The organism is Alphaproteobacteria bacterium LSUCC0396 (assembly GCA_041228345.1).
Classification (GTDB): Bacteria; Pseudomonadota; Alphaproteobacteria; order Puniceispirillales; family Puniceispirillaceae; genus UBA3439.
In genome coordinates, this window is the sequence record CP166131.1 from 562,304 (window position 1) to 585,613 (window position 23,310).

At 53.6% G+C, this 23,310-nt stretch carries 37 protein-coding genes; 1 reads left to right on the forward strand and 36 read right to left on the reverse strand.

Annotated features, from left to right (window positions below):
- Positions 1-141 precede the first annotated feature (141 nt).
- Complete coding sequence (lipB, locus tag AB8881_02815) at positions 142-822, forward strand: lipoyl(octanoyl) transferase LipB (GenBank protein XDZ63830.1); 681 nt, start codon at positions 142-144, stop codon at positions 820-822.
- 51 nt (positions 823-873) lie between these two features.
- Here the strand turns inward: lipB and AB8881_02820 are convergent, their stop codons facing one another.
- From AB8881_02820 to rpsL, 36 genes are all read right to left on the reverse strand, one after another.
- Complete coding sequence (locus AB8881_02820) at positions 874-1,278, reverse strand: hypothetical protein (GenBank protein ID XDZ63831.1); 405 nt, start codon at positions 1,276-1,278, stop codon at positions 874-876.
- Entirely contained in the window at positions 1,275-2,009 is a 735-nt protein-coding gene (locus tag AB8881_02825; GenBank protein ID XDZ63832.1) for an ATP12 family chaperone protein, read from the reverse strand. Before AB8881_02825 ends, AB8881_02820 begins: the two co-directional genes overlap by 4 nt.
- Positions 2,010-2,121: 112 nt before the next feature.
- Positions 2,122-3,135, reverse strand: a complete 1,014-nt coding sequence (locus tag AB8881_02830; GenBank protein XDZ63833.1) for an RluA family pseudouridine synthase — start codon at positions 3,133-3,135, stop codon at positions 2,122-2,124.
- A complete protein-coding gene (locus AB8881_02835; GenBank protein ID XDZ63834.1) occupies positions 3,132-3,530 on the reverse strand; it encodes a CrcB family protein in 399 nt (132 codons plus the stop codon). Before AB8881_02835 ends, AB8881_02830 begins: the two co-directional genes overlap by 4 nt.
- Complete coding sequence (locus AB8881_02840) at positions 3,531-4,856, reverse strand: replication-associated recombination protein A (GenBank protein ID XDZ63835.1); 1,326 nt, start codon at positions 4,854-4,856, stop codon at positions 3,531-3,533.
- Positions 4,857-4,964: 108 nt separating this feature from the next.
- On the reverse strand, positions 4,965-5,399 hold the full coding sequence (gene rplQ, locus AB8881_02845; protein XDZ63836.1) for a 50S ribosomal protein L17: 435 nt from the start codon (positions 5,397-5,399) through the stop codon (positions 4,965-4,967).
- A gap of 42 nt (positions 5,400-5,441) precedes the next feature.
- Entirely contained in the window at positions 5,442-6,455 is a 1,014-nt protein-coding gene (locus tag AB8881_02850; protein XDZ63837.1) for a DNA-directed RNA polymerase subunit alpha, read from the reverse strand.
- 81 nt (positions 6,456-6,536) lie between these two features.
- Complete coding sequence (gene rpsK, locus AB8881_02855) at positions 6,537-6,932, reverse strand: 30S ribosomal protein S11 (protein XDZ63838.1); 396 nt, start codon at positions 6,930-6,932, stop codon at positions 6,537-6,539.
- Positions 6,933-6,959: 27 nt separating this feature from the next.
- On the reverse strand, positions 6,960-7,328 hold the full coding sequence (gene rpsM / locus AB8881_02860) for a 30S ribosomal protein S13 (GenBank protein ID XDZ63839.1): 369 nt from the start codon (positions 7,326-7,328) through the stop codon (positions 6,960-6,962).
- Between the two features lie 143 nt (positions 7,329-7,471).
- On the reverse strand, positions 7,472-8,038 hold the full coding sequence (locus AB8881_02865; protein XDZ63840.1) for an adenylate kinase: 567 nt from the start codon (positions 8,036-8,038) through the stop codon (positions 7,472-7,474).
- Positions 8,039-9,373, reverse strand: a complete 1,335-nt coding sequence (secY, locus tag AB8881_02870) for a preprotein translocase subunit SecY (protein XDZ63841.1) — start codon at positions 9,371-9,373, stop codon at positions 8,039-8,041.
- Between the two features lie 17 nt (positions 9,374-9,390).
- A complete protein-coding gene (rplO, locus tag AB8881_02875; protein XDZ63842.1) occupies positions 9,391-9,864 on the reverse strand; it encodes a 50S ribosomal protein L15 in 474 nt (157 codons plus the stop codon).
- 54 nt (positions 9,865-9,918) lie between these two features.
- Positions 9,919-10,107 (reverse strand): 50S ribosomal protein L30, encoded by a 189-nt coding sequence (gene rpmD, locus AB8881_02880; protein ID XDZ63843.1) that lies wholly within the window; start codon positions 10,105-10,107, stop codon positions 9,919-9,921.
- Positions 10,108-10,121: 14 nt separating this feature from the next.
- A complete protein-coding gene (rpsE, locus tag AB8881_02885; protein ID XDZ63844.1) occupies positions 10,122-10,688 on the reverse strand; it encodes a 30S ribosomal protein S5 in 567 nt (188 codons plus the stop codon).
- A gap of 12 nt (positions 10,689-10,700) precedes the next feature.
- Positions 10,701-11,063 carry a 50S ribosomal protein L18 gene (rplR, locus tag AB8881_02890; GenBank protein XDZ63845.1) on the reverse strand — a complete coding sequence of 121 codons (363 nt, stop codon included), beginning with the start codon at positions 11,061-11,063 and terminating at the stop codon, positions 10,701-10,703.
- A gap of 9 nt (positions 11,064-11,072) precedes the next feature.
- Entirely contained in the window at positions 11,073-11,606 is a 534-nt protein-coding gene (gene rplF / locus AB8881_02895) for a 50S ribosomal protein L6 (GenBank protein XDZ63846.1), read from the reverse strand.
- Between the two features lie 12 nt (positions 11,607-11,618).
- Positions 11,619-12,017 (reverse strand): 30S ribosomal protein S8, encoded by a 399-nt coding sequence (gene rpsH, locus AB8881_02900; protein XDZ63847.1) that lies wholly within the window; start codon positions 12,015-12,017, stop codon positions 11,619-11,621.
- 16 nt (positions 12,018-12,033) lie between these two features.
- Positions 12,034-12,339 (reverse strand): 30S ribosomal protein S14, encoded by a 306-nt coding sequence (rpsN, locus tag AB8881_02905; protein ID XDZ63848.1) that lies wholly within the window; start codon positions 12,337-12,339, stop codon positions 12,034-12,036.
- Positions 12,340-12,357: 18 nt separating this feature from the next.
- Complete coding sequence (gene rplE / locus AB8881_02910) at positions 12,358-12,903, reverse strand: 50S ribosomal protein L5 (GenBank protein XDZ63849.1); 546 nt, start codon at positions 12,901-12,903, stop codon at positions 12,358-12,360.
- A gap of 29 nt (positions 12,904-12,932) precedes the next feature.
- The gene (rplX, locus tag AB8881_02915) at positions 12,933-13,250 is read right to left on the reverse strand and encodes a 50S ribosomal protein L24 (protein ID XDZ63850.1); all 318 of its coding nucleotides are present in this window, start codon (positions 13,248-13,250) and stop codon (positions 12,933-12,935) included.
- The gene (gene rplN / locus AB8881_02920; protein XDZ63851.1) at positions 13,250-13,618 is read right to left on the reverse strand and encodes a 50S ribosomal protein L14; all 369 of its coding nucleotides are present in this window, start codon (positions 13,616-13,618) and stop codon (positions 13,250-13,252) included. Before rplN ends, rplX begins: the two co-directional genes overlap by 1 nt.
- Before the next feature lie 11 nt (positions 13,619-13,629).
- Positions 13,630-13,875: a 30S ribosomal protein S17 gene (gene rpsQ, locus AB8881_02925; GenBank protein XDZ63852.1), complete on the reverse strand. Its 246-nt coding sequence runs from the start codon at positions 13,873-13,875 to the stop codon at positions 13,630-13,632.
- A gap of 12 nt (positions 13,876-13,887) precedes the next feature.
- On the reverse strand, positions 13,888-14,103 hold the full coding sequence (rpmC, locus tag AB8881_02930; protein ID XDZ63853.1) for a 50S ribosomal protein L29: 216 nt from the start codon (positions 14,101-14,103) through the stop codon (positions 13,888-13,890).
- 14 nt (positions 14,104-14,117) lie between these two features.
- On the reverse strand, positions 14,118-14,537 hold the full coding sequence (gene rplP / locus AB8881_02935; GenBank protein XDZ63854.1) for a 50S ribosomal protein L16: 420 nt from the start codon (positions 14,535-14,537) through the stop codon (positions 14,118-14,120).
- An 18-nt stretch (positions 14,538-14,555) separates the two neighbouring features.
- The gene (rpsC, locus tag AB8881_02940) at positions 14,556-15,251 is read right to left on the reverse strand and encodes a 30S ribosomal protein S3 (GenBank protein XDZ63855.1); all 696 of its coding nucleotides are present in this window, start codon (positions 15,249-15,251) and stop codon (positions 14,556-14,558) included.
- A 1-nt stretch (position 15,252) separates the two neighbouring features.
- Positions 15,253-15,630, reverse strand: coding sequence for a 50S ribosomal protein L22 (rplV, locus tag AB8881_02945; protein ID XDZ63856.1), 378 nt, complete (start codon positions 15,628-15,630; stop codon positions 15,253-15,255).
- A 9-nt stretch (positions 15,631-15,639) separates the two neighbouring features.
- On the reverse strand, positions 15,640-15,915 hold the full coding sequence (rpsS, locus tag AB8881_02950; protein ID XDZ63857.1) for a 30S ribosomal protein S19: 276 nt from the start codon (positions 15,913-15,915) through the stop codon (positions 15,640-15,642).
- 15 nt (positions 15,916-15,930) lie between these two features.
- A complete protein-coding gene (rplB, locus tag AB8881_02955; protein ID XDZ63858.1) occupies positions 15,931-16,755 on the reverse strand; it encodes a 50S ribosomal protein L2 in 825 nt (274 codons plus the stop codon).
- A 4-nt stretch (positions 16,756-16,759) separates the two neighbouring features.
- Positions 16,760-17,086, reverse strand: coding sequence for a 50S ribosomal protein L23 (locus AB8881_02960; GenBank protein XDZ63859.1), 327 nt, complete (start codon positions 17,084-17,086; stop codon positions 16,760-16,762).
- The gene (gene rplD / locus AB8881_02965) at positions 17,083-17,712 is read right to left on the reverse strand and encodes a 50S ribosomal protein L4 (protein ID XDZ63860.1); all 630 of its coding nucleotides are present in this window, start codon (positions 17,710-17,712) and stop codon (positions 17,083-17,085) included. Before rplD ends, AB8881_02960 begins: the two co-directional genes overlap by 4 nt.
- A 5-nt stretch (positions 17,713-17,717) precedes the next feature.
- On the reverse strand, positions 17,718-18,542 hold the full coding sequence (gene rplC, locus AB8881_02970; GenBank protein XDZ63861.1) for a 50S ribosomal protein L3: 825 nt from the start codon (positions 18,540-18,542) through the stop codon (positions 17,718-17,720).
- Positions 18,543-18,558: 16 nt separating this feature from the next.
- A complete protein-coding gene (rpsJ, locus tag AB8881_02975) occupies positions 18,559-18,867 on the reverse strand; it encodes a 30S ribosomal protein S10 (protein ID XDZ63862.1) in 309 nt (102 codons plus the stop codon).
- Between the two features lie 67 nt (positions 18,868-18,934).
- Positions 18,935-20,125 (reverse strand): elongation factor Tu, encoded by a 1,191-nt coding sequence (gene tuf / locus AB8881_02980; GenBank protein ID XDZ63863.1) that lies wholly within the window; start codon positions 20,123-20,125, stop codon positions 18,935-18,937.
- Positions 20,126-20,155: 30 nt separating this feature from the next.
- Entirely contained in the window at positions 20,156-22,294 is a 2,139-nt protein-coding gene (fusA, locus tag AB8881_02985) for an elongation factor G (protein ID XDZ63864.1), read from the reverse strand.
- A 22-nt stretch (positions 22,295-22,316) separates the two neighbouring features.
- Positions 22,317-22,787 carry a 30S ribosomal protein S7 gene (gene rpsG / locus AB8881_02990; protein ID XDZ63865.1) on the reverse strand — a complete coding sequence of 157 codons (471 nt, stop codon included), beginning with the start codon at positions 22,785-22,787 and terminating at the stop codon, positions 22,317-22,319.
- Positions 22,788-22,799: 12 nt separating this feature from the next.
- Positions 22,800-23,171, reverse strand: coding sequence for a 30S ribosomal protein S12 (gene rpsL / locus AB8881_02995; GenBank protein XDZ63866.1), 372 nt, complete (start codon positions 23,169-23,171; stop codon positions 22,800-22,802).
- Positions 23,172-23,310 lie beyond the last annotated feature (139 nt).

The window sequence follows — 23,310 nt, forward strand, 5'->3', positions numbered from 1 at the left end:
GTTTCGCCGGCAATCGGTAAAAAGAAAATCGCGGGGCTTTGCAGCATTCTGCCCAATCCCCAGAGGGATAGCCAGCCGCCCAAAGGCAGGCTATGCTGTCGTCATCGCCGTTGACGGCTTTTTTGAACCGGATCAATGCCCATGCCGCCCCCAAATCTGCCGCCCCAAAACCTGCCGACCTTATGGCAAAATTACCCAGATTTACAGCCCTATGCCCCGCTGGTGGCCGCAATGCAGGCGCACGCCGCCGCCATTCGCCATGATGGTGCCAGCGAGGCGATATGGCTGCTTGAGCATGAGCCGGTTTATACTGGCGGCACCTCGGCCAAGCCGCATGATCTATTAAACCCGGGCGACGTTCCGGTAATCGAGGTTGGGCGCGGCGGGCAATGGACATGGCACGGCCCCGGCCAACGGGTGGCCTATGTCATGCTGGATCTAACCCGCCGCGGTCAGGATGTTCGTGCGCTGGTCCATGCGCTGGAGGGCTGGATTATTGCCAGCCTTGCCGCCTTTGACGTTGCCGGTCAGCGGCGCGATGGCCTGCCCGGTATCTGGGTGAAAAGCGGCACAAGTGCCAGCGGCCTTGACAAGATTGCCGCGATTGGTATTCGCATCAGCCGCTGGGTGAGCTGGCACGGCATCTCGATTAATCTTGACCCCGATCTTGCCGCCTTTGACGCGATTGTGCCCTGCGGCGTCAGCGATGGCGGGGTGACCTCGTTTGCCCGACTTGGCATCAGCGCCACTATGGATGAGCTTGACGCCGTTCTAAAAGCGCAATTTGACAGGTTTTTCCCAACCCCTGCTGCCGGATCCTAGCATCAAGATCAACGGTTTCAGCGATCGGGGAAATTAGGGCAACCAGGACAATCAGGGCAAATCTTGCAGGAAATCCAACAGCGCAGTCACCGCCCGTTCCGCATCAGCCGTCAGCCAGCGCCCCGCATCGGCCTCGCCCATCAAGCCATCGCTTGGTGCTTCGTGATGCAACAACAGATTGCGCCGCCCCCGCAACCAGCCAAGATTGGCCGTGCTGCCGGCATAGGCAAAGGCCGCCCCGTCCAGATACCCCGCCGGACCTGCCTGTTCATGCTGCACAACATCAATGATCGTGGCGGCAAGAATAATGCTGCTTGCCGGTAATCCACTGGCCGCGCTGGCGATCAGTTCGCCGTACAGCAGGCGCGCATGCGGGCCTAAATCGCCTGTATCAAAACCCGACAGACGGTGCATTAAAGACGCGCTAAGCGCCATCGTGGCCGCGCCGCGCTTCATGCGCCCGTACCGCCCACATCCGGCGGCGTCAGCAAGCCGAGAAACCGCGCGGCATCAGCCAGTTCAGCCTGCAAAAACCGGTGCCGGTCAGCCGCCTCGAAATCGGTTCCCCATTTTTCGTTCTGCCAAAGCTCGTCAAGAAAGGCCAGCTCGAACATCTGCACAGGGTCAATCACACCCTCGACAAATCCCAGCCCCAGCACCAGCGATCCTGAAAGGCTGGTCGCACGGTGTAATATGCCAAGGCGCCAATCGTCAAAAACCGCGATTAGCGGCGGGAATTTCACCGCATCGGCCTGTGTAACCGGCATAATGCCGTTCACGGTTTCAAGATGAATAGCCCGTTCATCGCCAAGCCGGTCTAGCCAAGGCTGCCACTGGCGATGCTGCCGGCTGGCAAGGTCATCCTGATCATCACGGTAACATAAAAGGTCGTTCGCACCATAGGCGGCAAGCTCGGTAATAATCGCCTCGCGCTGCGGCGTTACGCGGTCAAGCACAGTGACGGCAAGGCTAAATAGCGGCATGGTCGACGGCTCAATATCATCACCCTGCCCGCGCCATTCATCGGCGATGGCGCCGGCCAGTGGCAGGGTTGGCACCAGCAAAAGACTGCCCGCGGGTGAGCGCAGATCTCGCCCATCAAGCTGTACCGATATTCCATAAGCCGATTTTGTGTCACCCGCATCCCCTATCGTGACGTCTTTATAAAACCGCTTTTTCGCACTCATGATATTTAACTTTCTTCAAAACATTCTTTGCCAGACGTCGCTATCCGATGTTCCGCCCCCATTATCGGCAGCACAGAAACCGGCGTAAGCCGCAACGGCCACCGCGCCCTATTTAATAATCCTGAAACCGCCACCCGGGCACCGGCAGTTCCATGCCCAGATCATCAAGACTGGCTTTTAGATGCGGGCTAGGCGGCGCGGTGATAACCTTGCCATCGGTTAATTTCAGCTGCCACGCATGGAGATGAAGGCGGCGCGCAATCAGCCCGCCCGGATGCGCATCATCACCGGCATATTTGCCATCACCGCAAATCGGGTTACCAAGATGCGCCATATGAACCCGCAATTGATGCGTCCGTCCGGTCAGCGGTCGCAGCGCCATCAGCGCCATTTTCCGGCCAGCATGATCCAGCCGCCGATAGAGTGTTTGCGCGCTTTGCCCATCATCATGGACTTGCATTTTCTCGCCAGCCTTCCCGCCAAGTTTCAAAATTGGCGCCCGGATACTGCCAGTTTCAGGCGGCAGGCCGATCACCAGCGCCAGATAGGTTTTCTCGAGCCGGTGCTTTTGAAATGCCTCGGTAAGGCTGCGCGCAGCCTCGATTGTTTTCGCCAATAGCAAAACCCCGCTTGTATCCTTGTCAATCCGGTGAACCAGCCGCAACCGGCTGCTTGCATCATCACTCATCGCGCGCAACATACCGTCAACATGATGATGCGTTCCGGTACCACCCTGCACCGCCAAACCGCTTGGCTTATTCAACGCCAACCAGCCCTTGCCTTCAGCCAAAAACATATCGTCAAATTGCTGGCGCAGCGAACTGCTGGCAACAATGCGCGGCGCCACAGGCGTGGCGGCGGCAGGCACTGCCGCGGCGATATTCGCTGGCAATCTTATCATCTGGCCTGCGGCAATCCTCGTTGCCGCCTTGGCCTTTACCCCATCCAGCCGGATCAAACCGTTGCGTAACATCCGCTCGATCTGCCCCTGACCCAAACCGGCAAAAAGACGCCGCAAAAACCGGTCTAGTCGGGTGCCATCCTCATTTTCTGGTACAGCTTCAAACCGCCATTGCTTATCGGCTTGCTTCTGAGGCTTTTCTTGTGCTGCGATATCTTTGCTCATTGCCATATCCCGCTATGCTTGACCGCCCAAAACGCCGCGCCAAACGCCAAGAGTGATAGAATAACCGAGGCCATCACATAGGCTCCCGCCATCAGGGCCCCCTGTTTCTGCCATAGAGTGCCAGCATCAAGCGCAAAGCTGGAAAAAGTGGTTAGCGCCCCAAGCAACCCAACCGCGAAAAAACCGCGCCACGTTTCGGGCAATACCATGCCAGCCGCAATCAAACCGGCAAGCCCGCCCATCATTGCCGATCCAGCGATATTCACCAGTAAGGTTGCCAATGGGCCAGCCATGCCAAAAATGCCCGCACCAACCACAAGGCTGGTCGTATAGCGCAATACCGCGCCAATCGCCCCGCCCGTCGCAACCGCAGCAATCATCATAGCATTCGCCATCTAACCCTCATCCGCTGGCGCATCTAATTTGCCATCAGCCTGTTTTACCTCTCGCAACCGGTTCCAATAGGCGAGCCGCTTGGCAATTTCACGTTCATAACCACGCGCAATCGGCTGATAAAACACCTGCCGCACCATCCCATCGGGGAAACAATTCTGCCCTGAAAATCCGTCAGGATCGTCATGGTCATACGCATAATCAGCCCCATAGCCAAGCTGTTTCATCAATTTGGTCGGCGCGTTCAAAATATGCGCTGGCGGGCTAAGCAATCCAGTTTTGAAGGCTGCCTTGGTGGCGGCCTTAAAGGCCTTATAGGCAGCGTTAGATTTCGGTGCGGTTGCCAGATAAATTACCAAGCCGGCAATGGCAAGATCGCCCTCGGGACTGCCAAGTCGCTCATAAGCCTGCCATGCAGCCAGCGCACGCGGCTGTGCCTCGGGTTCGGCAAGACCAATATCCTCGGCCGCAAAGCGCGTCAGCCGCCGCAGGATATAATGTGGATCCTCACCACCCGCCAGCATACGCGCCAGCCAATAAAGCCCGGCATCAGCATCCGAGGCCCGCAAAGTTTTATGAAGCGCCGACATCAGATTATAATGCTGATCACCGGCGCGATCAAAAGCTGGCGCCCGCCCGGCAACCAGTAACGCCAAAGCGTTGCTGTCAATCACCGGTGATGCCGGCAGATCAACCAGCTGGCCCGCCATATTCAAAAGATACCGCCCATCGCCATCGGCCATGCCAATAAGCGCCGTACGTGCCTCATCATCCAACGGTAACTCACGCCCGATATGCGCCTCAAGACGGGCCAGAATTGATGCCAGCGCCGCGCGATCAAGCCGGTCGAGTACCAGTACCTGCGCGCGTGACAATAACGCCCCGTTCAGCGCAAATGACGGGTTTTCCGTGGTCGCACCAACCAACGTAACCGTGCCATCCTCAACATTTGGCAATAACCCGTCTTGCTGGGCTTTATTAAACCGGTGCACCTCGTCAACGAATAACAGGGTGCGGCGCCCCTGCCGGCGTCGTTGCTGGGCACGCTCAAACACCTTACGCAATTCGCCAACCCCGTCAAACACGGCCGAGATTGGCTCAAACGCCATATCAGCCGCATCGGCCAATAATCGCGCAATCGTCGTTTTTCCGGTTCCGGGCGGCCCCCAAAAGATGATCGAGCCAAGCACATTGTTCGCCAGCATCACCCGAAGCCGGCCATTAGGGCCAAGCAACTGATCCTGACCAACAACGTCATCAAGCGTTTTCGGACGCAATAGTTCGGCCAGCGGTGCGGCAGGCACACTCTCAAGATCGAGTTCATTCATAGGCGCTATATTCGCCCAAGCCGGATATTGGTGCAAAGAAAAAAGGGCCACCCGCAGGCAGCCCCTTGTCAAATTCAAATTTTACCCGAACGAGGGGCGCGCCCAAAGTTAGGCAGCAGCACCTGATTCGGCTGCAACGGCGTCATCCACTGCAACCGGCCCTGAGTCCTGACCGCGTGCGTCCTCATCGCGATCAACAAGCTCGATCACCGCCATTGGCGCAGAGTCGCCATAGCGGAAACCGGCCTTCAATACACGTGTATACCCGCCCGCACGCTCTTGATAGCGGGGGCCAAGCACGTCAAACAATTTCTTTGTCATGGCTTCACAACGGATCCGGGCAAACGCCAGACGGCGGGCGTGCAGATCACCACGCTTGCCAAGCGTGATAAGACGCTCAACAACAGGGCGCAATTCCTTGGCCTTTGGCAAGGTTGTCACGATTTGTTCGTGCTTGATCAGTGCCTGAGCCATGTTGCGGAACAACATTTGGCGATGCTGCGAAGTACGGTTTAATTTCCGACCGGCATTACGATGACGCATGATATTTCTCCTAAGTTCCTCTGGGGTGAGACTGGTGTGCCGTTAAAACGGCTCATCCAGGCGCCGCGCCAATTCTTCAACATTTTCTGGTGGCCAGTTGGTGACATCCATACCAAGCTCAAGATTCATACCCTTCAGCACTTCCTTGATCTCGTTTAGGGACTTCCGGCCAAAATTCGGGGTCCGAAGCATTTCATGCTCGGTTTTTAGAACCAGATCGCCAATATAGACGATATTGTCATTCTTCAGGCAGTTAGCCGAACGAACAGACAATTCAAGCTCGTCAACTTTACGCAGCAGATTGCGGCTAAACGGCAATTCTGGCTCGCTTGGTGCTGGCTCGCCTTTTGGCTCTTCAAAGTTAATGAAGGTTTGCAGCTGTTCCTGCAAAATACGCGCTGCATAGGCAACCGCATCTTCAGGTGTGATTGACCCGTCAGTTTCGATGGTCAATAACAGCTTGTCATAGTCGGTGATCTGGCCAACACGGGCGTTTTCAACCTTGTAGGCAACCTGACGAACTGGGCTGTAAATCGCATCAATCGGAATGAGACCGATCGGCGAATCCTCAACCCGGTGAGCGGTCGCTGGCACATAGCCTTTGCCCGTATTAACGGTCAATTCCATCGATAATTTTGCGCCCTTATCGAGCTGACACAGCACGTGATCAGGGTTCATGATATCGACATTGGCTGTCTCGGTGATCATGCCAGCAGTCACAGTCGTCGGACCATCAACATTCAGGCGCAGACGCTTTGGCCCTTCTTCTGCCATGCGAACGGCAACACCCTTGAGGTTCAGCACAAGGTCGGTAACATCCTCACGAACGCCGGGGATTGACGAGAATTCATGGACAACGCCTTGGATCTGAACCGAAGTCACTGCCGCACCCTGCAAGGATGATAGCAGCACACGCCTAAGCGCGTTACCAATGGTAACGCCAAAGCCACGCTCAAACGGGCCAACAGCAACAACGGCCTGGCTTGGGTTATATTCGGAAACCTTAATTTCCATTTCGTCCGGCTTTTTGAGGTCTAGCCAATTCTTTTCAATCATGGCGGTATCCTTTAATTCGAGATGATCCGGCAGATTGCCAAAGGGCAAAAGCCGAAAATAAATTCAACAATAACGGTCGGATTAAACCCGCCGCCGCTTGCGCGGGCGACAGCCATTATGTGGAATAGGGGTTACGTCACGGATTGAAGTGACGTTGAACCCAACTGATTGCAGCGCACGAAGCGCTGACTCACGGCCTGACCCGGGGCCACGTACCTGAACATCCAGCGACTTCATGCCATGCTCGGCGGCTTTCTTACCAGCGTCTTCAGCCGCAAGCTGTGCCGCAAATGGTGTCGATTTCCGCGAGCCTTTAAAGCCCATCCCGCCAGCAGATGCCCAGGCAATTGTGTTGCCTTGCACATCGGTGATTGTCACCATGGTGTTGTTAAATGTTGAATTCACATGAGCAACGCCGCTGGTGATATTCTTCCGCTCGCGACGACGAACACGGCCTTGGCTTGGTTGTTTTGCCATTTGATAAGTCTCCTAGTGTTCGCGTTGTTATTTCTTCTTACCAGCAATAGCCTTTGCAGGGCCTTTGCGGGTACGAGCATTTGTATGGGTGCGCTGTCCACGAACCGGCAGGTTGCGGCGATGGCGAAGTCCGCGCAAACAGCCAAGGTCAAGGTAACGCTTGATGTTCATCGAAGTTTGACGACGAAGGTCGCCCTCAACCAGATGGTCTGCATCAATAATGTCGCGAAGACGGGTTAACTCCTCTTCCGACAGGTCATTGACGCGGCGTTCGTCGGGAACACCCGCCTTTGCACAGATATTTTTAGCACTGGTTGTCCCAATACCATGAATGTAAGTCAGTGCGATCTCGACCCGTTTTTTGGTCGGAATATTTACACCAGCAATTCGTGCCACAGCCTGGCTCCTTTTTAACTCACGACTATCATCTTTGGTTATCCGCGACGCGGAACCCATTTTCGCCAGTTTCGTCGGGTTTCCCTTAGAAGGCGGCGAATTATAGGCCTAAACCTGAAACAGTCAACCTTAACGCTATCGCGTTATCCCAAAATTCGATCAATTTGTGACGCGACATCATCAATTGAATTCATGCCGTCCACAGTCTGCAACACCCCTTTTTCCGCATAATACGGAAGCAGTGGTGCTGTATTCTCATGATACACCGCCAATCGCTTGCGCAATGTGTCGGCATTGTCATCACTTCTGGCGCCACCAGTTTCGGCAGCGCGGTTTTCGATGCGCGCGAACAGCGCCGCTTCGTCAACCTTAATCTCAATTACAAAATCAAGGGCAAGACCCTTGCTCATTAACATTTCATCCAGCGCGTTTGCCTGAGCAACGGTGCGCGGAAACCCATCGAGGATGACCCCTCTGGCGCAATCATCATCATCAATCCGGGCGGCAATCATACCGACGATGATATCATCTGACACCAAATCGCCCCGATCCATAATATCCTTGGCGCGAAGCCCAAGTTCGGTTCCCGCAGCAATCGCCGCACGCAGCATGTCGCCGGTTGACAATTGCACCAGCCCGCGACCGGCAACCAGCCGCTCTGCTTGTGTTCCTTTACCCGCACCCGGTGCGCCAAACAGAATGACATTCATTTATCTGCGTCCCTTCAAACGAGACTTCTTCACCAGACCCTCATATTGATGGGCAAGAAGATGCGATTGGATCTGTCCGACCGTATCCAATGTGACCGTCACCACAATCAGCAAGGACGTACCACCAAAGTAAAACGGCACTGCATATTTACTAATCAGCAATTCCGGCAGGATACAGATCGCCGACAAATAGGCGGCACCAAGCACGGTCAAGCGGGTCAAGACGAAATCAAGATAATCAGCTGTCGATTTCCCCGGACGGATCCCCGGGATATAGCCGCCATATTTCCGCAGATTCTCGGCCGTTTCTTCTGGATTGAAAACAATCGCAGTATAGAAGAACGCAAAGAATACAATCATTGAAACATAGATCAACAAATACAGCGGCTGCCCACGACCCAGCATCGCATTCAACGCCACCAACCAATCCGCGCCGCCAGCCTGACCACCCGTAAGGTTGATAATCGACACCGGCATCAACAAAAGTGATGAGGCGAAAATTGGCGGGATAACACCTGGAACATTGATCTTTAGCGGCAGGAATGACTGATCACCCCCAAACACTTTATTGCCATGCTGGCGCTTTGGATATTGCACCAGAATTTTGCGAACCGACCGTTCGATAAAGACGATGAACGCGATCACGGCCACAGCCATCGCCAACAACAGCACGATCAGCAATGAAGACAGCGCCCCTGTGCGACCCAGTTCAAGCGTACCAGCCAAAGCCGTTGGCAGATTAGCCACAATGCCAGCGAAAATAATCAGCGAGATACCATTGCCAACCCCGCGGCTGGTAATCTGTTCACCAAGCCACATCAAGAACAAGGTGCCACCAACAAGCGTTACAACAGTCGTAAGGCGGAAAAACAGCCCCGGATCATCAACAACACCGCTGGCCGCCTCGAGACCCAACGCAATACCGTAGCCCTGAACCGTTGCCAACAGCACGGTAAGGTAACGGGTATATTGATTGATCATCTTGCGACCGGCCTCGCCATCTTTTTTCATGGCTTCAAGCGTTGGCACAATCGCGGTCATCAACTGCATGATAATCGAAGCCGTAATATAGGGCATGATATTCAATGCAAAAATCGTCATCCGGCTAAGCGCACCGCCCGAGAACATATCAAACATTCCCAAGATGCCGCCTGATTGCTGCGAGAAAATATCCGCCAGCGCGCCAGGATCAATGCCGGGCAATGGCAAATAAGTGCCAAGCCGGTAAATAATTAAGGCGCCAACAGTAAACCACAGACGCTTCTTCAACTCGTCAGCCTTTGCTAACGCGCCAAAGCCTGCGCCTGCTGCCATGCGGTCTGCTGATGATGCCATATGCCTTGCCTGCCTATCTATTCGGCTGAAGCGGTTGGGACAATAATCTTGCCGCCAGCTTTTTCAACTGCCTCAACAGCTGCCTTTGAGGCACCCGCTGCGTGAATCTCGATCTTCTTGGCGGTCAGTTCACCCTTGGCCAAAATACGAACACCGTCACGCATTTTTGAAATAACGCCGGCCCCAACCATTGCAGCGGCATCAACCGGCTTGCCGGCATCCAGCTTGCCTGCATCAATTGCAGCCTGCAAACGGCCAAGATTAACCTCGGCATAATTCTTGCGGAAAATATTGTTGAAACCACGCTTTGGCAGACGGCGATGGATCGGCATCTGGCCGCCCTCAAAACCGTTGATAGAAACGCCTGAGCGTGCCTTCTGGCCTTTGTGACCACTACCTGATGTCTTACCGGTTCCCGAACCAATACCACGGCCAACCCGTTTGGCGTTCTTTGTTGCCCCCGGATTGTCTCTGACTTCGTTCAATTTCATTTGTCGCTCCTGCTAGCGCGCCACCTTAAAAGGCACGCCGCTGATAAAAACCGTTTACTGTTGTTCGACCCGAACAAGATGCTTGACCTTGTTGATCATGCCGCGGACAGATGCTGTATCTTCCAGCTCGCGGGTACGACCAATCTTGTTCAACCCCAGCCCAATCAAAGTTGAGCGCTGGTCAGCCTTCCGGCCAATCGGACTTTTTGTCTGGGTGACGATCACTGTTTCTTTGGCAGCCATCTTACTCTCTCCTGTTAGGATGCGGCGGCGTCGCCGGCAGCCTTATCTTCGCGTTTCACAAGAATGTCGCCAACGCGCTTGCCACGCTTTTGCGCCACTGCCCGTGGTGCCTGAATATGATTCAACGCGGAAAATGTTGCCTTGATCATATTATGCGGGTTTGAGCTACCGATTGACTTTGCAACGATGTCCTGAATGCCAAGCACTTCAAAAACTGCACGCATCGGGCCACCAGCGATAATACCAGTACCAGCCGGAGCCGCCCGAAGCAGAACCTTACCAGCGCCGTAATTACCCTTATTGTCATGGTGCAATGTGCGACCATCACGCAGCGGGATGCGAACCATGTTACGCTTGGCGCCTTCAGTTGCCTTGCGAATGGCTTCTGGCACCTCGCGCGCCTTGCCTGTGCCAAAACCGGCGCGGCCTTTACCGTCGCCAACCACAACCAAAGCGGCGAAACCGAAACGCCGGCCACCCTTTACAACTTTGGCAACACGGTTAATGCCAACCAACTTTTCGAGCAATTCGGGCTCTTCGCGCTCCTGGCTACGGTCCCGTCTGTCGTTATTGTGTGCCATCAATCGTACTCCCTAGAATTTCAGACCGGCTTCGCGCGCGGCTTCAGCCAGCGCCTTAACCCGGCCATGGAAAATGTAACCGCCGCGGTCGAAAACCACTGCGTCAATGCCTTTTGCCTTGGCGCGCTCGGCGACCAATTTGCCAACCGCAGACGCTGCGGCGATATCGGCTGTCTTGCTTGTTGCTGATTTAAAACCGGCATCAAGGGTTGAGGCAGCTGCCAAAGTTTTGCCAGCGACATCGTCAATCACCTGAGCATAGATATGCCGAGACGAGCGATGCACAGACAGCCGCAACTGGCCTTTGCTTGTTTTACGAAGCTTGGAACGAGTCCGCTGACGGCGGCGTTCGAATAATTCTTTAGCTGTAAACATGACTGTTCCCTACTTCTTCTTGCCTTCTTTGCGGACAATATGCTCTTCAGCATATTTCACACCCTTGCCCTTGAAAGGCTCAGGCGGCCGCTTTGACCGAATTTCAGATGCAAACTGACCTAGCAACTGCTTATTTGCGCCGCTGAGAATGATTGTGGTGTTGTTTTCAACAGCCGCAGTCAAACCAGCCGGAACATCCATTTCAACCGGATGGCTAAACCCAAGGCTGAGAACGAGCTTATTGCCCTGCATAGCCGCACGATAACCAACACCGTTGATTTCGAGCTTGCGGGTAAACCCAGTCGCCACACCGACAACCATGTTGCTGATCGACGCCCGCATGGTTCCCCATAGCGACAATGCCAATTTGGTTTTGCGCTTCGGCTTCAAGGTGGCAACATTATCGGCAACGCTTAACTCAACCTCACTGTGAAGTGGGGCGCTCAGCTCACCGTTCTTTCCTTTGACGACGACCACACCGTCCTGCTGTGACAAGGTCACATCAGCGGGGATGGTAATCGCACTACTTCCAACACGAGACATGCGAACAGCTCCTTAAAATACGTGGCAGAGGACTTCACCGCCAACCTTGGCTGTGCGGGCCTCATTGTCAGACAGGACGCCACGCGGAGTTGACAGTATGGCGATGCCAAGCCCGTTATAAACCCGCGGCAAGTCGCGAAGTCCGTAATAAACACGACGGCCCGGACGCGATACGCGCTTGATCTCGGAGATCACCGGTTGACCTTCATGATATTTCAGCTCGATCTTCAGCTCTTTTAAGCCCGGACGGATATCAACGCTTGAATAGTTACGGATATAACCTTCTCGCTTCAGAACTTCCAAAACATTGCTGCGGAACCGTGATGCTGGGCTAGACACAACGCTTTTGCGCGCGTTCTGGCCGTTACGGATGCGTGTTAGCATATCGCCAAGAGGATCACTCATAGACATTTTCTTTATCTCCTCTTTACCAGCTTGACTTCACAACGCCCGGAACCTGCCCCATTGAGGCAAGGTCACGTAGGGCGATACGAGACATTCTGAGTTTACGGTCATAACCACGTGGACGGCCTGAGACCTCACACCGGTTACGAATACGAATTTTTGCACTATCGCGTGGCTCCTGAGCCAGCTTAAGAACTGCTTGGAAACGCTCTTCAATTGCGACGTTCTTGTCAGCGATGATTGCCTTCAATGCAGCGCGACGAGCACCACGGGCGGCAACGATACGCTTGCGCTTGTTATTTTTTTCAACGGCGCTTTTCTTAGCCATGATTAAACCCCTTTGCTCTTACGCTTTAACGAACGGGAAGGCAAAACCAGCGAGCAATTCGCGGGCCTCATCATCCGTCGTTGCCGATGTCACCACAATGATATCCATACCGCGGATTTCATCCACCTGATCATAATCAACTTCTGGGAAAATGATCTGTTCTTTGATACCCATGGCATAGTTGCCACGTCCGTCAAAGCTCTTACCATTCAATCCGCGGAAGTCACGAACCCGTGGAAGGGCAATATTCACCAGCCGGTCAAGAAATTCATACATATGCTCGCGGCGCAACGTTACCTTACAGCCAATCGGCATCCCTTCGCGCAGTTTAAAGGCAGCGTTTGCCTTTTTTGAGCGAGTGATAACCGGCTTTTGGCCAGTGATTGCAGCGAGTTCACGGGCAGCATGTTCGACTTTTTTAGAGTCGCGTACCGCTTCACCCACACCCATATTAATGACAATCTTCTCGAGCTTTGGCGCCTGCATAGGATTGGCATAACCAAATTTCTCAATCAGAGCCGGGCGAACTGCCGTCAGATAGTGTTCTTCTAAACGCGTCTTCATCTCAGCTTTTTCACTCCTTACCCTTGGCCTTACGCCAGGGCTTTTCCAGACCGACGAGCGACCCGGACTTTTTTACCATCTTTTTCCTCATAACCGACACGCGTTGCGGTGCCGCTATCTGGATCGATATGCGCAACGTTGGAAATATGCAAAGGCGCTTCCATCGAAATAATACCGCCCGTGTCAGTCTGGGTGGCACGACGATGGCGCTTGACCATGTTTACACCCTGAACCCGAACACGTGACTCGGCGCGAAGAACTTCGAGAACCTCGCCCTTCTTGCCCTTATCACGACCGGTGATAACAATCACCTGATCGCCTTTTTTGATTTTAAACTTCTCAGCCATTATAGCACCTCCGGTGCCAGAGAAATGATCTTCATGAACTTGCGACCGCGCAACTCGCGGGTCACAGGGCCAAAAATACGAGTGCCAATCGGCTCGTCCGACTTGTTCAGCAAAACCGCTGCGTTGCGGTCAAAGCGAATGGCACTGCCGTCGGCCCGGCGAATTTCCTTGGCCGTACGAACGATCACCGCGCGGTGAACATCACCCTTTTTTACCTTGCCCCGTGGGATGGCTTCCTTGACCGAAACAACGATCACATCACCAACGCCCGCAACCTTGCGACCGGAACCGCCTAGCACTTTGATACACTGGACGCGGCGCGCACCAGAATTATCGGCAACTTCAAGATTTGACTGCATCTGAATCATGTCAGTCTCCCCTAATTCTTAGCTGCATCGTCATAGACCACTTCAAAGGTCTTTGACTTAGACATTGGCGCGCATTCGCGGATACGCACGGCATCACCTTCCTTGAAACGGTTTTCAGCGTCATGAGCTGCAAACTTTTTCGATTTTGTGATGAACTTCTTATACACCGGATGCATGATACGACGCTCGACGCGGACGGTTACCGTCTTGTCGGCCTTATCGCTCACAACAGTGCCTTGCATGGTACGCTTTGGCATAACTAGACTTCCCTATTTAGCTGCATTTTCTGAACTGGCCTTTTGACCAAGTACAGTTTTGATGCGGGCGATCTCACGGCGCACAATCTTGGCCCGTGTTGGATTTTCGACCTGACCACCAGCGGCCTGAAAGCGCAGATTGAACTGCTCTTTCTTCAGGTCAACGAGCTGTGTTTTCAACTCATCTGGGGTCTTTGCGCGAAGCGCTTCAGCTTTAACAATTGCCATCGGTGCTTCCCTTCTTAATAACTATCGCCTAAGCGACGAACAATCCGCGTATCCAGCGGTAATTTAGCGGCGGCAAGCGTAAACGCCTCTTTCGCCAAATCCCACGGAACACCATCAATCTCAAACATGATCCGGCCAGGCTTTACGCGCGCTACCCAATATTCAGGTGAGCCCTTACCCTTACCCATCCGAACCTCGGCTGGCTTGCTTGAAACCGGCACATCAGGAAAGATGCGGATCCAGACACGGCCGGAACGACGCAGGTGGCGCGTGATAGCACGGCGCGCTGCCTCAATCTGGCGTGCTGTTACACGCTCTGGCGTCACGGCCTTTAAACCGTAAGAGCCGAAATTCAACTGCGTGCCACCCTTGGCAAGACCGTGGATCCGGCCTTTATGGGCTTTACGAAACTTTGTACGCTTTGGCGAAAGCATCTACTTATCTCCTAAGACTTAACCGTTGCCGCGTGGCGCTGGGCCAGACTGCTGCTCGGCCATCCGCTTATCCTGAGCCATTGGGTCATGAGCCATGACCTCGCCCTTAAATACCCAAACCTTGATGCCACAGGCACCATAGGTGGTGAATGCTGTTGCTTCACCGTAATCAACCTCGGCGCGCAATGTGTGAAGCGGCACCCGGCCTTCGCGGTACCATTCGGTACGGGCAATCTCGGCACCGCCCAAACGGCCAGCACAATTGATCCGGACACCCAATGCACCAAGGCGCATGGCTGACTGAACTGCACGCTTCATCGCACGGCGGAAACCAACGCGGCGCTCAAGCTGCTGTGCAATATTCTCGGCAACCAGCTTGGCATCAATCTCGGGCTTGCGTACCTCAACGATGTTCAGGCTTACCTCACCGCCAATACGGCTAGCGAGATCGGCGCGCAGTTTTTCGATATCCTGCCCCTTCTTACCGATGATAAGACCCGGGCGGCCAGCGTGGATGGTCACACGGGCGCGGCCTGCCGGACGTTCGATGACGACGCGGCTAATCGCAGCCTGCTTGAGGCGATCCATCAAATATTCACGAAGTTTGATATCCTGATGAAGAAGCTGTCCATAGTTACGGCCAGCATACCAGCGCGAGTCCCATGTCCGGTTGATACCGACACGCAGGCCGATTGGCTTAACTTTCTGACCCATCCTACTGCTCTCCTCTTTCACCGACAATGATTGTCAGGTGTGAAAATGGCTTTAAAATCCGTGCGCCGCGACCCTTTGCCCGTGCCCGAAACCGCTTCATGACAAGACCTTTGCCGACATGAGCTTCTTTGACAAACAACCGATCAACATCCAACGAATGGTTGTTTTCGGCGTTGGCGATGGCTGATTGCAGCGCTTTTTTCACGTCACCGGCGATGCGGCGGCGCGAAAATGACAACGTCGCAATGGCCTTATTCACGTCCATACCGCGGATCATTGTCGCAACAAGGTTCAGCTTTTGTGGGCTGACGCGCAAATTGCGCACGACAGATTTTGCTTCACTGTCGGCCAAGCTGCGTGGATTTGATTGCTTACCCATAACCTACCCCTAACGCTTTGATTTCTTGTCGGCGGCGTGGCCGTAATAAGTGCGGGTTGGCGCAAATTCACCAAGCTTGTGCCCAACCATTTCCTCAGAAACAGACACAGGGATGAATTTGTTGCCGTTATGCACACCAAAAGTAAGCCCGACAAATTGCGGCATGATGGTTGAACGCCGTGACCATGTTTTGATCACTTCATTGCGACCAGACTCGCGAACCTTGTCCGCTTTTTTCAATAGATGCCCATCAACAAACGGGCCTTTCCAAACTGAACGTGCCATGATTAAGAATGACCCTTATGGCTTGCGACGCCGCACAATCAGGCGGTCAGTCTTCTTGTTAGAACGAGTACGCTTGCCCTTGGTTGGCTTACCCCAAGGTGTTACCGGATGACGGCCACCTGAAGTACGACCCTCACCACCACCATGCGGGTGATCGACAGGGTTCATGACAACGCCGCGGACGTGCGGACGACGGCCTAGCCAACGACTACGGCCAGCCTTACCAATTTTAATATTCTGCTGATCAGGATTTGATACAGCGCCGATAGACGCCATACATTCCGAACGCACGAGGCGAACCTCGCCTGACGTCAGGCGCAAAATCGCATAGCCGCGGTCACGACCAACCAGCTGGATATATGTGCCGGCTGAACGCGCCAACTGGCCGCCCTTACCCGGCTTAAGCTCTACGTTATGGATCAATGTTCCGACTGGAATATTGGCCAATGGCAGCGCATTACCCGGTTTGATGTCAGAAGCGATACCCGAGCTAACCTTATCGCCAACAGACAGGCGCTGCGGTGCAAGGATGTAGCTTTGCTCACCATCTTCATAAGTGATCAGCGCAATAAATGCAGTCCGGTTTGGATCATATTCGATCCGCTCGACAGTCGCGAACATACCGGTTTTGGTGCGCTTGAAGTCAATCAGGCGATACCGGCGCTTGTGTCCGCCACCCTTTTGCCATGCCGTCACGTGACCAGAATTGTTACGGCCACCTGTCTTGGTAAGACCCTCGGTCAGCTTTTTAACCGGCCCACCCTTATAAAGGGCAGATTTGTCGACAAGGACAAGGTTCCGCTGGCTTGGGGTTGTTGGATTAAATTTCTTTAACGCCATCTTATTACACTCCCATCAGGTCAATATTCTGACCCTCAGCCAATGTGACCATTGCTTTTTTCATGTCTGAACGACGACCGGGACGACCCTTGAAGGTTTTTGTCTTACCCTTTTGGACGATCGTATTCACCGCAGTGACCTTGACATTAAACAGCATTTCAACCGCTGCCTTGATCTGTGGCTTTGTTGCATCAATGGCAACAGCAAAGGTCACCTGGCCGTTTTCATTCGCCATCGTCGCCTTTTCGGTGATGATCGGGCGAAGGATTGTGTCATAGGCAGCTGCCTTTGAGACAACAGTTTTTACGGGCTTGCGCGCACGAACACTCATTTCAGGCGCTCCTCAAGATGGGCCGCAGCATCCTTGGAAAGAACCAGAACGTCACGACGCAGGATGTCATACACATTGATGCCTTGCTGGGGCAGCACATCAACCAGCGGAATGTTGCGCGCTGCCTTTACAAAGGCTGCATCCAACTCGGCACCGCCGATGATCAGCGCGTTTTCAGCGCCAAGCTTGCTCAGCTGCTCACGAAGTTTAGCTGTCTTACCAGCAGATTTGCCAGTTGATGCCAAGCTGTCGATAACCAGCAACTTGCCCTCTGCTGCCTTGGTAGACAGGGCAGACCGCAGACCAAGCTGGCGTACCTTTTTCGGCAATGCGTGACCATGATCACGAACGACCGGACCATGCACAACCCCACCACCACGGAACTGAACAACAGCGGCAGAACCGTGACGAGCGCGGCCAGTGCCTTTCTGCTTGAACATCTTCGCTGTGGTAATAGAAACCTCAGCGCGTGACTTCACCTTATGTGTCCCGGCGCGGCGTTTTGCAAGCTGCCACTTCACCACACGCGCAACAATGTCAGCGCGCGGTGCGACCCCAAAGACAGCATCAGCAAGCGTAATGTCGCCAGCCGCCTTGTTGTCGATTGTTTTCACATCAATCTTCATGACCCTTATTCCTTCTCGGCTTCCGCGTCCGCAGCGGCAGGTGCCTCAGCAACGGTCTCGTCAGCAACAGTCTCGTCAGCGGGCGCTGCGTCAGCGCCAGCGTCTGCAGCAATAACATCTTCGGCCACAGCGGCTTGCTCGCTTGCCGCAGCAAGGTCAGACAGCAAACCGGCAGGGAACGGCGCCTCATCAGGGCGCTTGACCTTGATCGCGTCGCTGATCAGTACCCAGCCATTCTTTGGGCCAGGAACCGCGCCGCAAAGCAGAACAACGCCTTCTTCATTATCAACGGCAACAACCTCGATATTCTGCGTGGTGTTGCGGACCGCGCCCATATGGCCGGCCATCTTCTTGCCTTTGAACACCTTGCCCGGATCCTGACACTGGCCAGTTGAACCGTGCGAGCGGTGAGATACGGACACACCATGCGATGCACGCAGACCGCCAAAGTTGTGACGCTTCATCGCACCGGCAAAACCCTTACCTTGGGTTGTGCCTACAACGTCAACCTTCTGACCAGCAACGAAATGTGAGGGAACCAATGTTGATCCAACCTCAAGTACCGCATCGTCACCAACCCGAAATTCGGCCAGCTTTGACTTTGGCAATACATTCGCTTTGGCAAAGTGACCACGCATCGGCTTTGATACATTCTTTGCCTTGGCAACACCCGCACCAAGCTGAACGGCTGTATAGCCATCCTTTTCCTTGCTACGAACTGCCACAACCTGAACATCGTCGAGTTTAAGCACGGTAACCGGCACATGGTGGCCAGCATCGTTAAACACTCGTGTCATTCCCATCTTACGGGCGATAATGCCGCTACGCATAACTCTGGTCCCTTCCCTAGAGCTTGATCTCGACGTCAACACCAGCCGCGAGATCGAGCTTCATCAGCGCATCAACGGTTTGTGGTGTCGGGTCGATAATGTCCAGCAGACGCTTGTGCGTACGAATTTCGAACTGCTCACGGCTCTTTTTGTCGATGTGCGGCGAGCGAAGAACGGTCATACGACGCATATTGGTCGGCAGCGGGATCGGCCCACGCACTTCAGCACCTGTACGCTTGGCCGTATTCACGATTTCTGCCGTGGACTGGTCAAGAATACGGTGATCGAATGCCTTCAATCGGATTCGGATATTCTGGGTTTCCATAACTGCTTTACCTCGTCTGGATAAACAAAGAAGGGCGAAACACCGCCCCCCTCTAACTTTAGACTATTTACTTAATGACCGTAGCAACGACGCCGGCACCAACGGTGCGGCCACCTTCACGGATCGCAAAGCGCAGACCTTCATCCATCGCAATTGGTGCGATCAATGTCACGGTCATTGCAATGTTATCGCCAGGCATAACCATCTCGGTGCCTTCCGGCAATACCACTGATCCGGTTACGTCTGTTGTCCGGAAATAGAACTGTGGGCGATAGTTCGAGAAGAATGGTGTATGACGACCACCCTCATCCTTGGTCAAAACATAGGCCTCACACTTGAACTCGGTATGCGGTGCGATTGAACCCGGCTTACACAATACCTGACCGCGCTCAACCTCTTCACGCTTGGTACCACGAAGCAGAACACCAACGTTATCGCCAGCTTCACCCTGATCCAACAGCTTGCGGAACATCTCAACACCGGTGCAGGTTGTCTTTTGTGTGTCTTTCAGACCAACAATCTCGATCTCTTCACCAACATTCACGATACCGCGCTCAATACGGCCAGTCACAACTGTACCACGACCCGAAATCGAGAACACATCCTCAATCGGCATCAAGAATGGCTGATCCTTCGGACGCTCTGGCTGGGGAATATAGCCATCAACCGCATCCATCAGCGCCTTGATCGCTTCACGACCAATGGTCTCGTTGCTGTCTTCCAATGCTGCCAATGCTGAACCACGAACAATCGGAATATCATCGCCAGGGAAGTCATATGATGACAACAGCTCACGAATTTCCATCTCAACCAGCTCAAGCAACTCTTCGTCGTCAACCTGATCAACCTTGTTCATGAATACGCACAAAGCAGGCACACCAACCTGACGCGCCAACAAAATATGCTCGCGGGTTTGTGGCATCGGGCCATCAGCCGCTGATACAACCAAAATCGCGCCATCCATCTGCGCCGCACCAGTGATCATGTTCTTCACATAATCGGCGTGGCCCGGACAATCAACGTGGGCGTAGTGACGGTTGGCTGTCTCATACTCAACATGCGCTGTTGAAATCGTGATGCCGCGCGCACGCTCTTCTGGCGCCTTGTCAATCTGGTCATATGCTGAAAACTCAGCGCCACCAGACTCAGCCAAAATCTTTGTGATCGCTGCGGTCAATGAGGTCTTGCCGTGGTCAACATGGCCAATCGTGCCAATGTTACAATGCGGCTTGGAACGGTCAAACTTTGCCTTGGACATCTTATCTGCTCTCCTATTTCTTAAGTTCGGTTAGGCCATCTTGGCACGGACTTCATCCGCAACCGCCTGAGGCACTTGTTCGTAATGGTCAAAAGTCATTGAATATTGGGCGCGACCTTGGCTCATTGAGCGTAAGGTATTGATATAGCCAAACATATTAGCCAGCGGTACCATCGCATCAATTGCACGCGCATTACCGCGCTGGTTCATCCCGCCAACGTTACCACGGCGGCTATTCAGATCGCCGATGATATCGCCCATATATTCTTCAGGGGTGATTACCTCAACCTTCATGACCGGCTCAAGCAGCTTTGGACTTGCCTTATTCATTGCCTCGCGGAACGCCGCACGGCCAGCAATCTCAAAGGCCAGAACTGATGAATCGACATCATGGCTGGCGCCGTCAATAAGCTCGGCTTCAAAGTCAATCACAGGGAAGCCAGCGATTGTGCCAGATTCTTTCGCCTGATTAATGCCCTTTTCAACACCCGGTACATATTCTTTTGGAACCGATCCACCAACGACAGAGTTGCTGAACTGGAACCCGCCCTCGGCCAAAGGCGCAAACCGGATTTTAACCCGTGCGAACTGACCTGAACCACCAGACTGCTTCTTGTGGGTGTAATCGACTTCAACTTCTTTGGTGATGGTCTCACGGTAAGCCACCTGCGGCGCACCGATGTTTGCCTCAACCTTGAACTCGCGCCGTAGGCGATCAACCAAGATATCCAGATGCAATTCGCCCATACCACGCATAATGGTCTGGCCCGACTCAAAGTCAGTGCTGACCTGGAAAGACGGATCTTCAGCCGCAAGACGCGCAAGACCGGCACCCATCTTTTCCTGATCGTTCTTTGTCTTTGGTTCAATCGCGATTTCGATAACCGGATCCGGGAACGTCATTGTCTCAAGAACAACTGGCTTTGCAGGATCGCACAAAGTGTTTCCTGTTGTGCTGTCCTTCATTCCGGCGAGCGCCACAATGTCACCAGCAAAGGCCTCTTCGATCTCTTCACGGTTGTTCGAATGCATCATCATCATCCGGCCAACGCGCTCGCGCTTGCCTTTTGTTGAATTTAGCAGGCTGTCGCCTTTTTTCAAAACACCAGAATAGATGCGGACAAAGGTCAATGAGCCGACAAACGGGTCATTCATAATCTTAAAGGCCAAGCCAGAGAATGGCTCAGCATCGTTTGCACGACGCTCAATGTTCCGGGTTTCAGTCACATCATCAGGCGAGAAACCGGTGTAGGCAGCAACGTCCAATGGACCCGGCAAATAGTCGATAACCGCGTTCAACAGAGGCTGCACACCTTTGTTCTTAAAGGCAGAGCCACAAAGAACCGGGACAAATGACATATTCAATGTGCCTTTGCGGATCAGCCGCTGGATTGTCTCAACATCAGGCTCTTCACCGTCAAGAAACTTTTCCATGACATCATCGTCCTGTTCGACGATCAGCTCGATCAACTCGGCGCGCATTTCAGCCGCCTTGTCAGCCAATTCAGGACGAATATCAGACAAGCGCCATGTCGCACCCAAATCTTCTGAGTCCCAAACCCATTCCTGCATGGTGACAAGATTAACCAAGCCAGCGAATTCGTTTTCCGCGCCAATCGGCATATGGATTGGTAAAGGCTGGGCACCGGTACGATCTTTGATCATATGGACACAGTTAAAGAAGTCTGCGCCGATCTTGTCCATTTTATTGACGAACACAATCCGCGGCACTTTGTAACGGTCAGCCTGACGCCAAACTGTCTCGGTCTGCGGCTCTACACCGGCATTCGCATCAAGCACACAAACCGCGCCATCAAGAACCGCCAATGAACGCTCAACCTCAATCGTAAAGTCAACGTGTCCGGGGGTATCGATAATGTTGAAACGGAATTTGGCCGCATCAGCATCAGTACCGTGCTCACCTGATGGGTCACTGCCATTTTCAGTGCGGAACCAGAAACAGGTTGTCGCAGCAGATGTGATCGTGATGCCACGCTCTTGCTCTTGCTCCATCCAGTCCATGGTAGCGTTGCCGTCATGCACTTCACCGATCTTGTGCGAACGGCCTGTATAATAAAGGATACGCTCGGTCGCAGTGGTCTTGCCAGCGTCGATATGCGCCATAATGCCAAAGTTACGATAACGATCTAATGAATATTCGCGTGCCATGATCTAGCTCCTACTAACCCAACTACCAGCGGTAATGTGAGAAAGCCCGATTTGCCTCGGCCATTTTGTGGGTGTCTTCACGTTTTTTAACCGCGTTACCGCGATTGTTAGCAGCGTCCAGCAATTCGCCTGACAGGCGGTCAACCATAGTTGTCTCACCGCGCTTGCGCGAGCTGTCGATCAACCAACGGATGGCCAATGCCTGTGCCCGCTCGGCGCGAACTTCAACTGGCACCTGATATGTGGCACCGCCAACACGGCGCGAGCGAACTTCAAGGTTAGGACGCACATTTTCCAGCGCATCATGGAACACCTTGACAGGCTCATTGCCTGACTTTTCCTGAATACGGTCAAACGCACCGTAAACAATCTTCTCAGCCACTGAACGCTTGCCATCAAACATTAAGCAAGACATGAATTTTGAAACAACAGTGTCCTTGAACTTCGCATCAGGAAGAACCGGGCGTTTTTCTGCTCTATGACGACGTGACATATCTGCCTCTTCTTACTTAGGACGCTTGGCGCCATATTTTGAACGACGCTGGCGGCGATCACCAACACCTTGTGTGTCCAAAGTACCGCGAATGATGTGATAACGCACACCCGGAAGGTCTTTTACACGGCCACCGCGAATCATCACCACTGAGTGTTCCTGCAGATTATGCCCTTCACCAGGGATATAGCTGGAAACTTCAAACCCATTGGTAAGGCGCACGCGGGCGACCTTACGAAGAGCCGAGTTCGGCTTCTTCGGTGTTGTTGTGTACACTCTGGTGCATACGCCACGCTTTTGTGGACATGCTTCCATAGCCGGAACTTTGGTACGTGCTACCGGACGCTTGCGCCCGTGACGAATCAACTGGTTAATCGTTGGCATTCCTGCCCCTTTTTTCTCGACCTAAACGCACAAAACGTGCAACAGGGCGGTTCTGCTCTCGATAAACATGAGCAGAACACCCATCCTTCTCCGCGTACGGAGCCTAATTTTCGACACCTAATATTCTGACTTAGCGTCT

Excerpts from the sequence above, each read along its gene's own strand:
- fusA (XDZ63864.1), bottom strand. The coding sequence starts at position 22,294 with ATGGCACGCGAATATTCATTAGATCGTTATCGTAACTTTGGCATTATG.
- rpmC (XDZ63853.1), bottom strand. The coding sequence starts at position 14,103 with ATGGCAATTGTTAAAGCTGAAGCGCTTCGCGCAAAGACCCCAGATGAG.
- rplX (XDZ63850.1), bottom strand. The coding sequence starts at position 13,250 with ATGGCTGAGAAGTTTAAAATCAAAAAAGGCGATCAGGTGATTGTTATC.
- AB8881_02820 (XDZ63831.1), bottom strand. The coding sequence starts at position 1,278 with ATGAAGCGCGGCGCGGCCACGATGGCGCTTAGCGCGTCTTTAATGCAC.
- AB8881_02865 (XDZ63840.1), bottom strand. The coding sequence starts at position 8,038 with ATGAATGTCATTCTGTTTGGCGCACCGGGTGCGGGTAAAGGAACACAA.
- rpsE (XDZ63844.1), bottom strand. The coding sequence starts at position 10,688 with ATGGCACACAATAACGACAGACGGGACCGTAGCCAGGAGCGCGAAGAG.
- rplF (XDZ63846.1), bottom strand. The coding sequence starts at position 11,606 with ATGTCTCGTGTTGGAAGTAGTGCGATTACCATCCCCGCTGATGTGACC.
- rplB (XDZ63858.1), bottom strand. The coding sequence starts at position 16,755 with ATGGCGTTAAAGAAATTTAATCCAACAACCCCAAGCCAGCGGAACCTT.
- rplQ (XDZ63836.1), bottom strand. The coding sequence starts at position 5,399 with ATGCGTCATCGTAATGCCGGTCGGAAATTAAACCGTACTTCGCAGCAT.
- rpsS (XDZ63857.1), bottom strand. The coding sequence starts at position 15,915 with ATGGCACGTTCAGTTTGGAAAGGCCCGTTTGTTGATGGGCATCTATTG.
- rpsG (XDZ63865.1), bottom strand. The coding sequence starts at position 22,787 with ATGTCACGTCGTCATAGAGCAGAAAAACGCCCGGTTCTTCCTGATGCG.
- rplV (XDZ63856.1), bottom strand. The coding sequence starts at position 15,630 with ATGGGTAAGCAATCAAATCCACGCAGCTTGGCCGACAGTGAAGCAAAA.
- rplE (XDZ63849.1), bottom strand. The coding sequence starts at position 12,903 with ATGAAGACGCGTTTAGAAGAACACTATCTGACGGCAGTTCGCCCGGCT.
- rpsQ (XDZ63852.1), bottom strand. The coding sequence starts at position 13,875 with ATGCCAAAGCGTACCATGCAAGGCACTGTTGTGAGCGATAAGGCCGAC.
- AB8881_02850 (XDZ63837.1), bottom strand. The coding sequence starts at position 6,455 with ATGATTGAAAAGAATTGGCTAGACCTCAAAAAGCCGGACGAAATGGAA.
- rplO (XDZ63842.1), bottom strand. The coding sequence starts at position 9,864 with ATGAAATTGAACGAAGTCAGAGACAATCCGGGGGCAACAAAGAACGCC.
- rpsH (XDZ63847.1), bottom strand. The coding sequence starts at position 12,017 with ATGTCTATGAGTGATCCTCTTGGCGATATGCTAACACGCATCCGTAAC.
- rplC (XDZ63861.1), bottom strand. The coding sequence starts at position 18,542 with ATGCGTAGCGGCATTATCGCCCGTAAGATGGGAATGACACGAGTGTTT.
- rplD (XDZ63860.1), bottom strand. The coding sequence starts at position 17,712 with ATGAAGATTGATGTGAAAACAATCGACAACAAGGCGGCTGGCGACATT.
- rpsC (XDZ63855.1), bottom strand. The coding sequence starts at position 15,251 with ATGGGTCAGAAAGTTAAGCCAATCGGCCTGCGTGTCGGTATCAACCGG.
- rpsK (XDZ63838.1), bottom strand. The coding sequence starts at position 6,932 with ATGGCAAAACAACCAAGCCAAGGCCGTGTTCGTCGTCGCGAGCGGAAG.
- rpsJ (XDZ63862.1), bottom strand. The coding sequence starts at position 18,867 with ATGGAAACCCAGAATATCCGAATCCGATTGAAGGCATTCGATCACCGT.
- rplN (XDZ63851.1), bottom strand. The coding sequence starts at position 13,618 with ATGATTCAGATGCAGTCAAATCTTGAAGTTGCCGATAATTCTGGTGCG.
- rplR (XDZ63845.1), bottom strand. The coding sequence starts at position 11,063 with ATGTTTACAGCTAAAGAATTATTCGAACGCCGCCGTCAGCGGACTCGT.
- AB8881_02840 (XDZ63835.1), bottom strand. The coding sequence starts at position 4,856 with ATGAATGAACTCGATCTTGAGAGTGTGCCTGCCGCACCGCTGGCCGAA.
- tuf (XDZ63863.1), bottom strand. The coding sequence starts at position 20,125 with ATGTCCAAGGCAAAGTTTGACCGTTCCAAGCCGCATTGTAACATTGGC.
- rplP (XDZ63854.1), bottom strand. The coding sequence starts at position 14,537 with ATGCTTTCGCCAAAGCGTACAAAGTTTCGTAAAGCCCATAAAGGCCGG.
- AB8881_02825 (XDZ63832.1), bottom strand. The coding sequence starts at position 2,009 with ATGAGTGCGAAAAAGCGGTTTTATAAAGACGTCACGATAGGGGATGCG.
- rpsN (XDZ63848.1), bottom strand. The coding sequence starts at position 12,339 with ATGGCTAAGAAAAGCGCCGTTGAAAAAAATAACAAGCGCAAGCGTATC.
- AB8881_02960 (XDZ63859.1), bottom strand. The coding sequence starts at position 17,086 with ATGAGTGTTCGTGCGCGCAAGCCCGTAAAAACTGTTGTCTCAAAGGCA.
- lipB (XDZ63830.1), top strand. The coding sequence starts at position 142 with ATGCCGCCCCCAAATCTGCCGCCCCAAAACCTGCCGACCTTATGGCAA.
- AB8881_02830 (XDZ63833.1), bottom strand. The coding sequence starts at position 3,135 with ATGAGCAAAGATATCGCAGCACAAGAAAAGCCTCAGAAGCAAGCCGAT.
- AB8881_02835 (XDZ63834.1), bottom strand. The coding sequence starts at position 3,530 with ATGGCGAATGCTATGATGATTGCTGCGGTTGCGACGGGCGGGGCGATT.
- secY (XDZ63841.1), bottom strand. The coding sequence starts at position 9,373 with ATGGCATCATCAGCAGACCGCATGGCAGCAGGCGCAGGCTTTGGCGCG.
- rpsL (XDZ63866.1), bottom strand. The coding sequence starts at position 23,171 with ATGCCAACGATTAACCAGTTGATTCGTCACGGGCGCAAGCGTCCGGTA.
- rpmD (XDZ63843.1), bottom strand. The coding sequence starts at position 10,107 with ATGGCTGCCAAAGAAACAGTGATCGTCACCCAGACAAAAAGTCCGATT.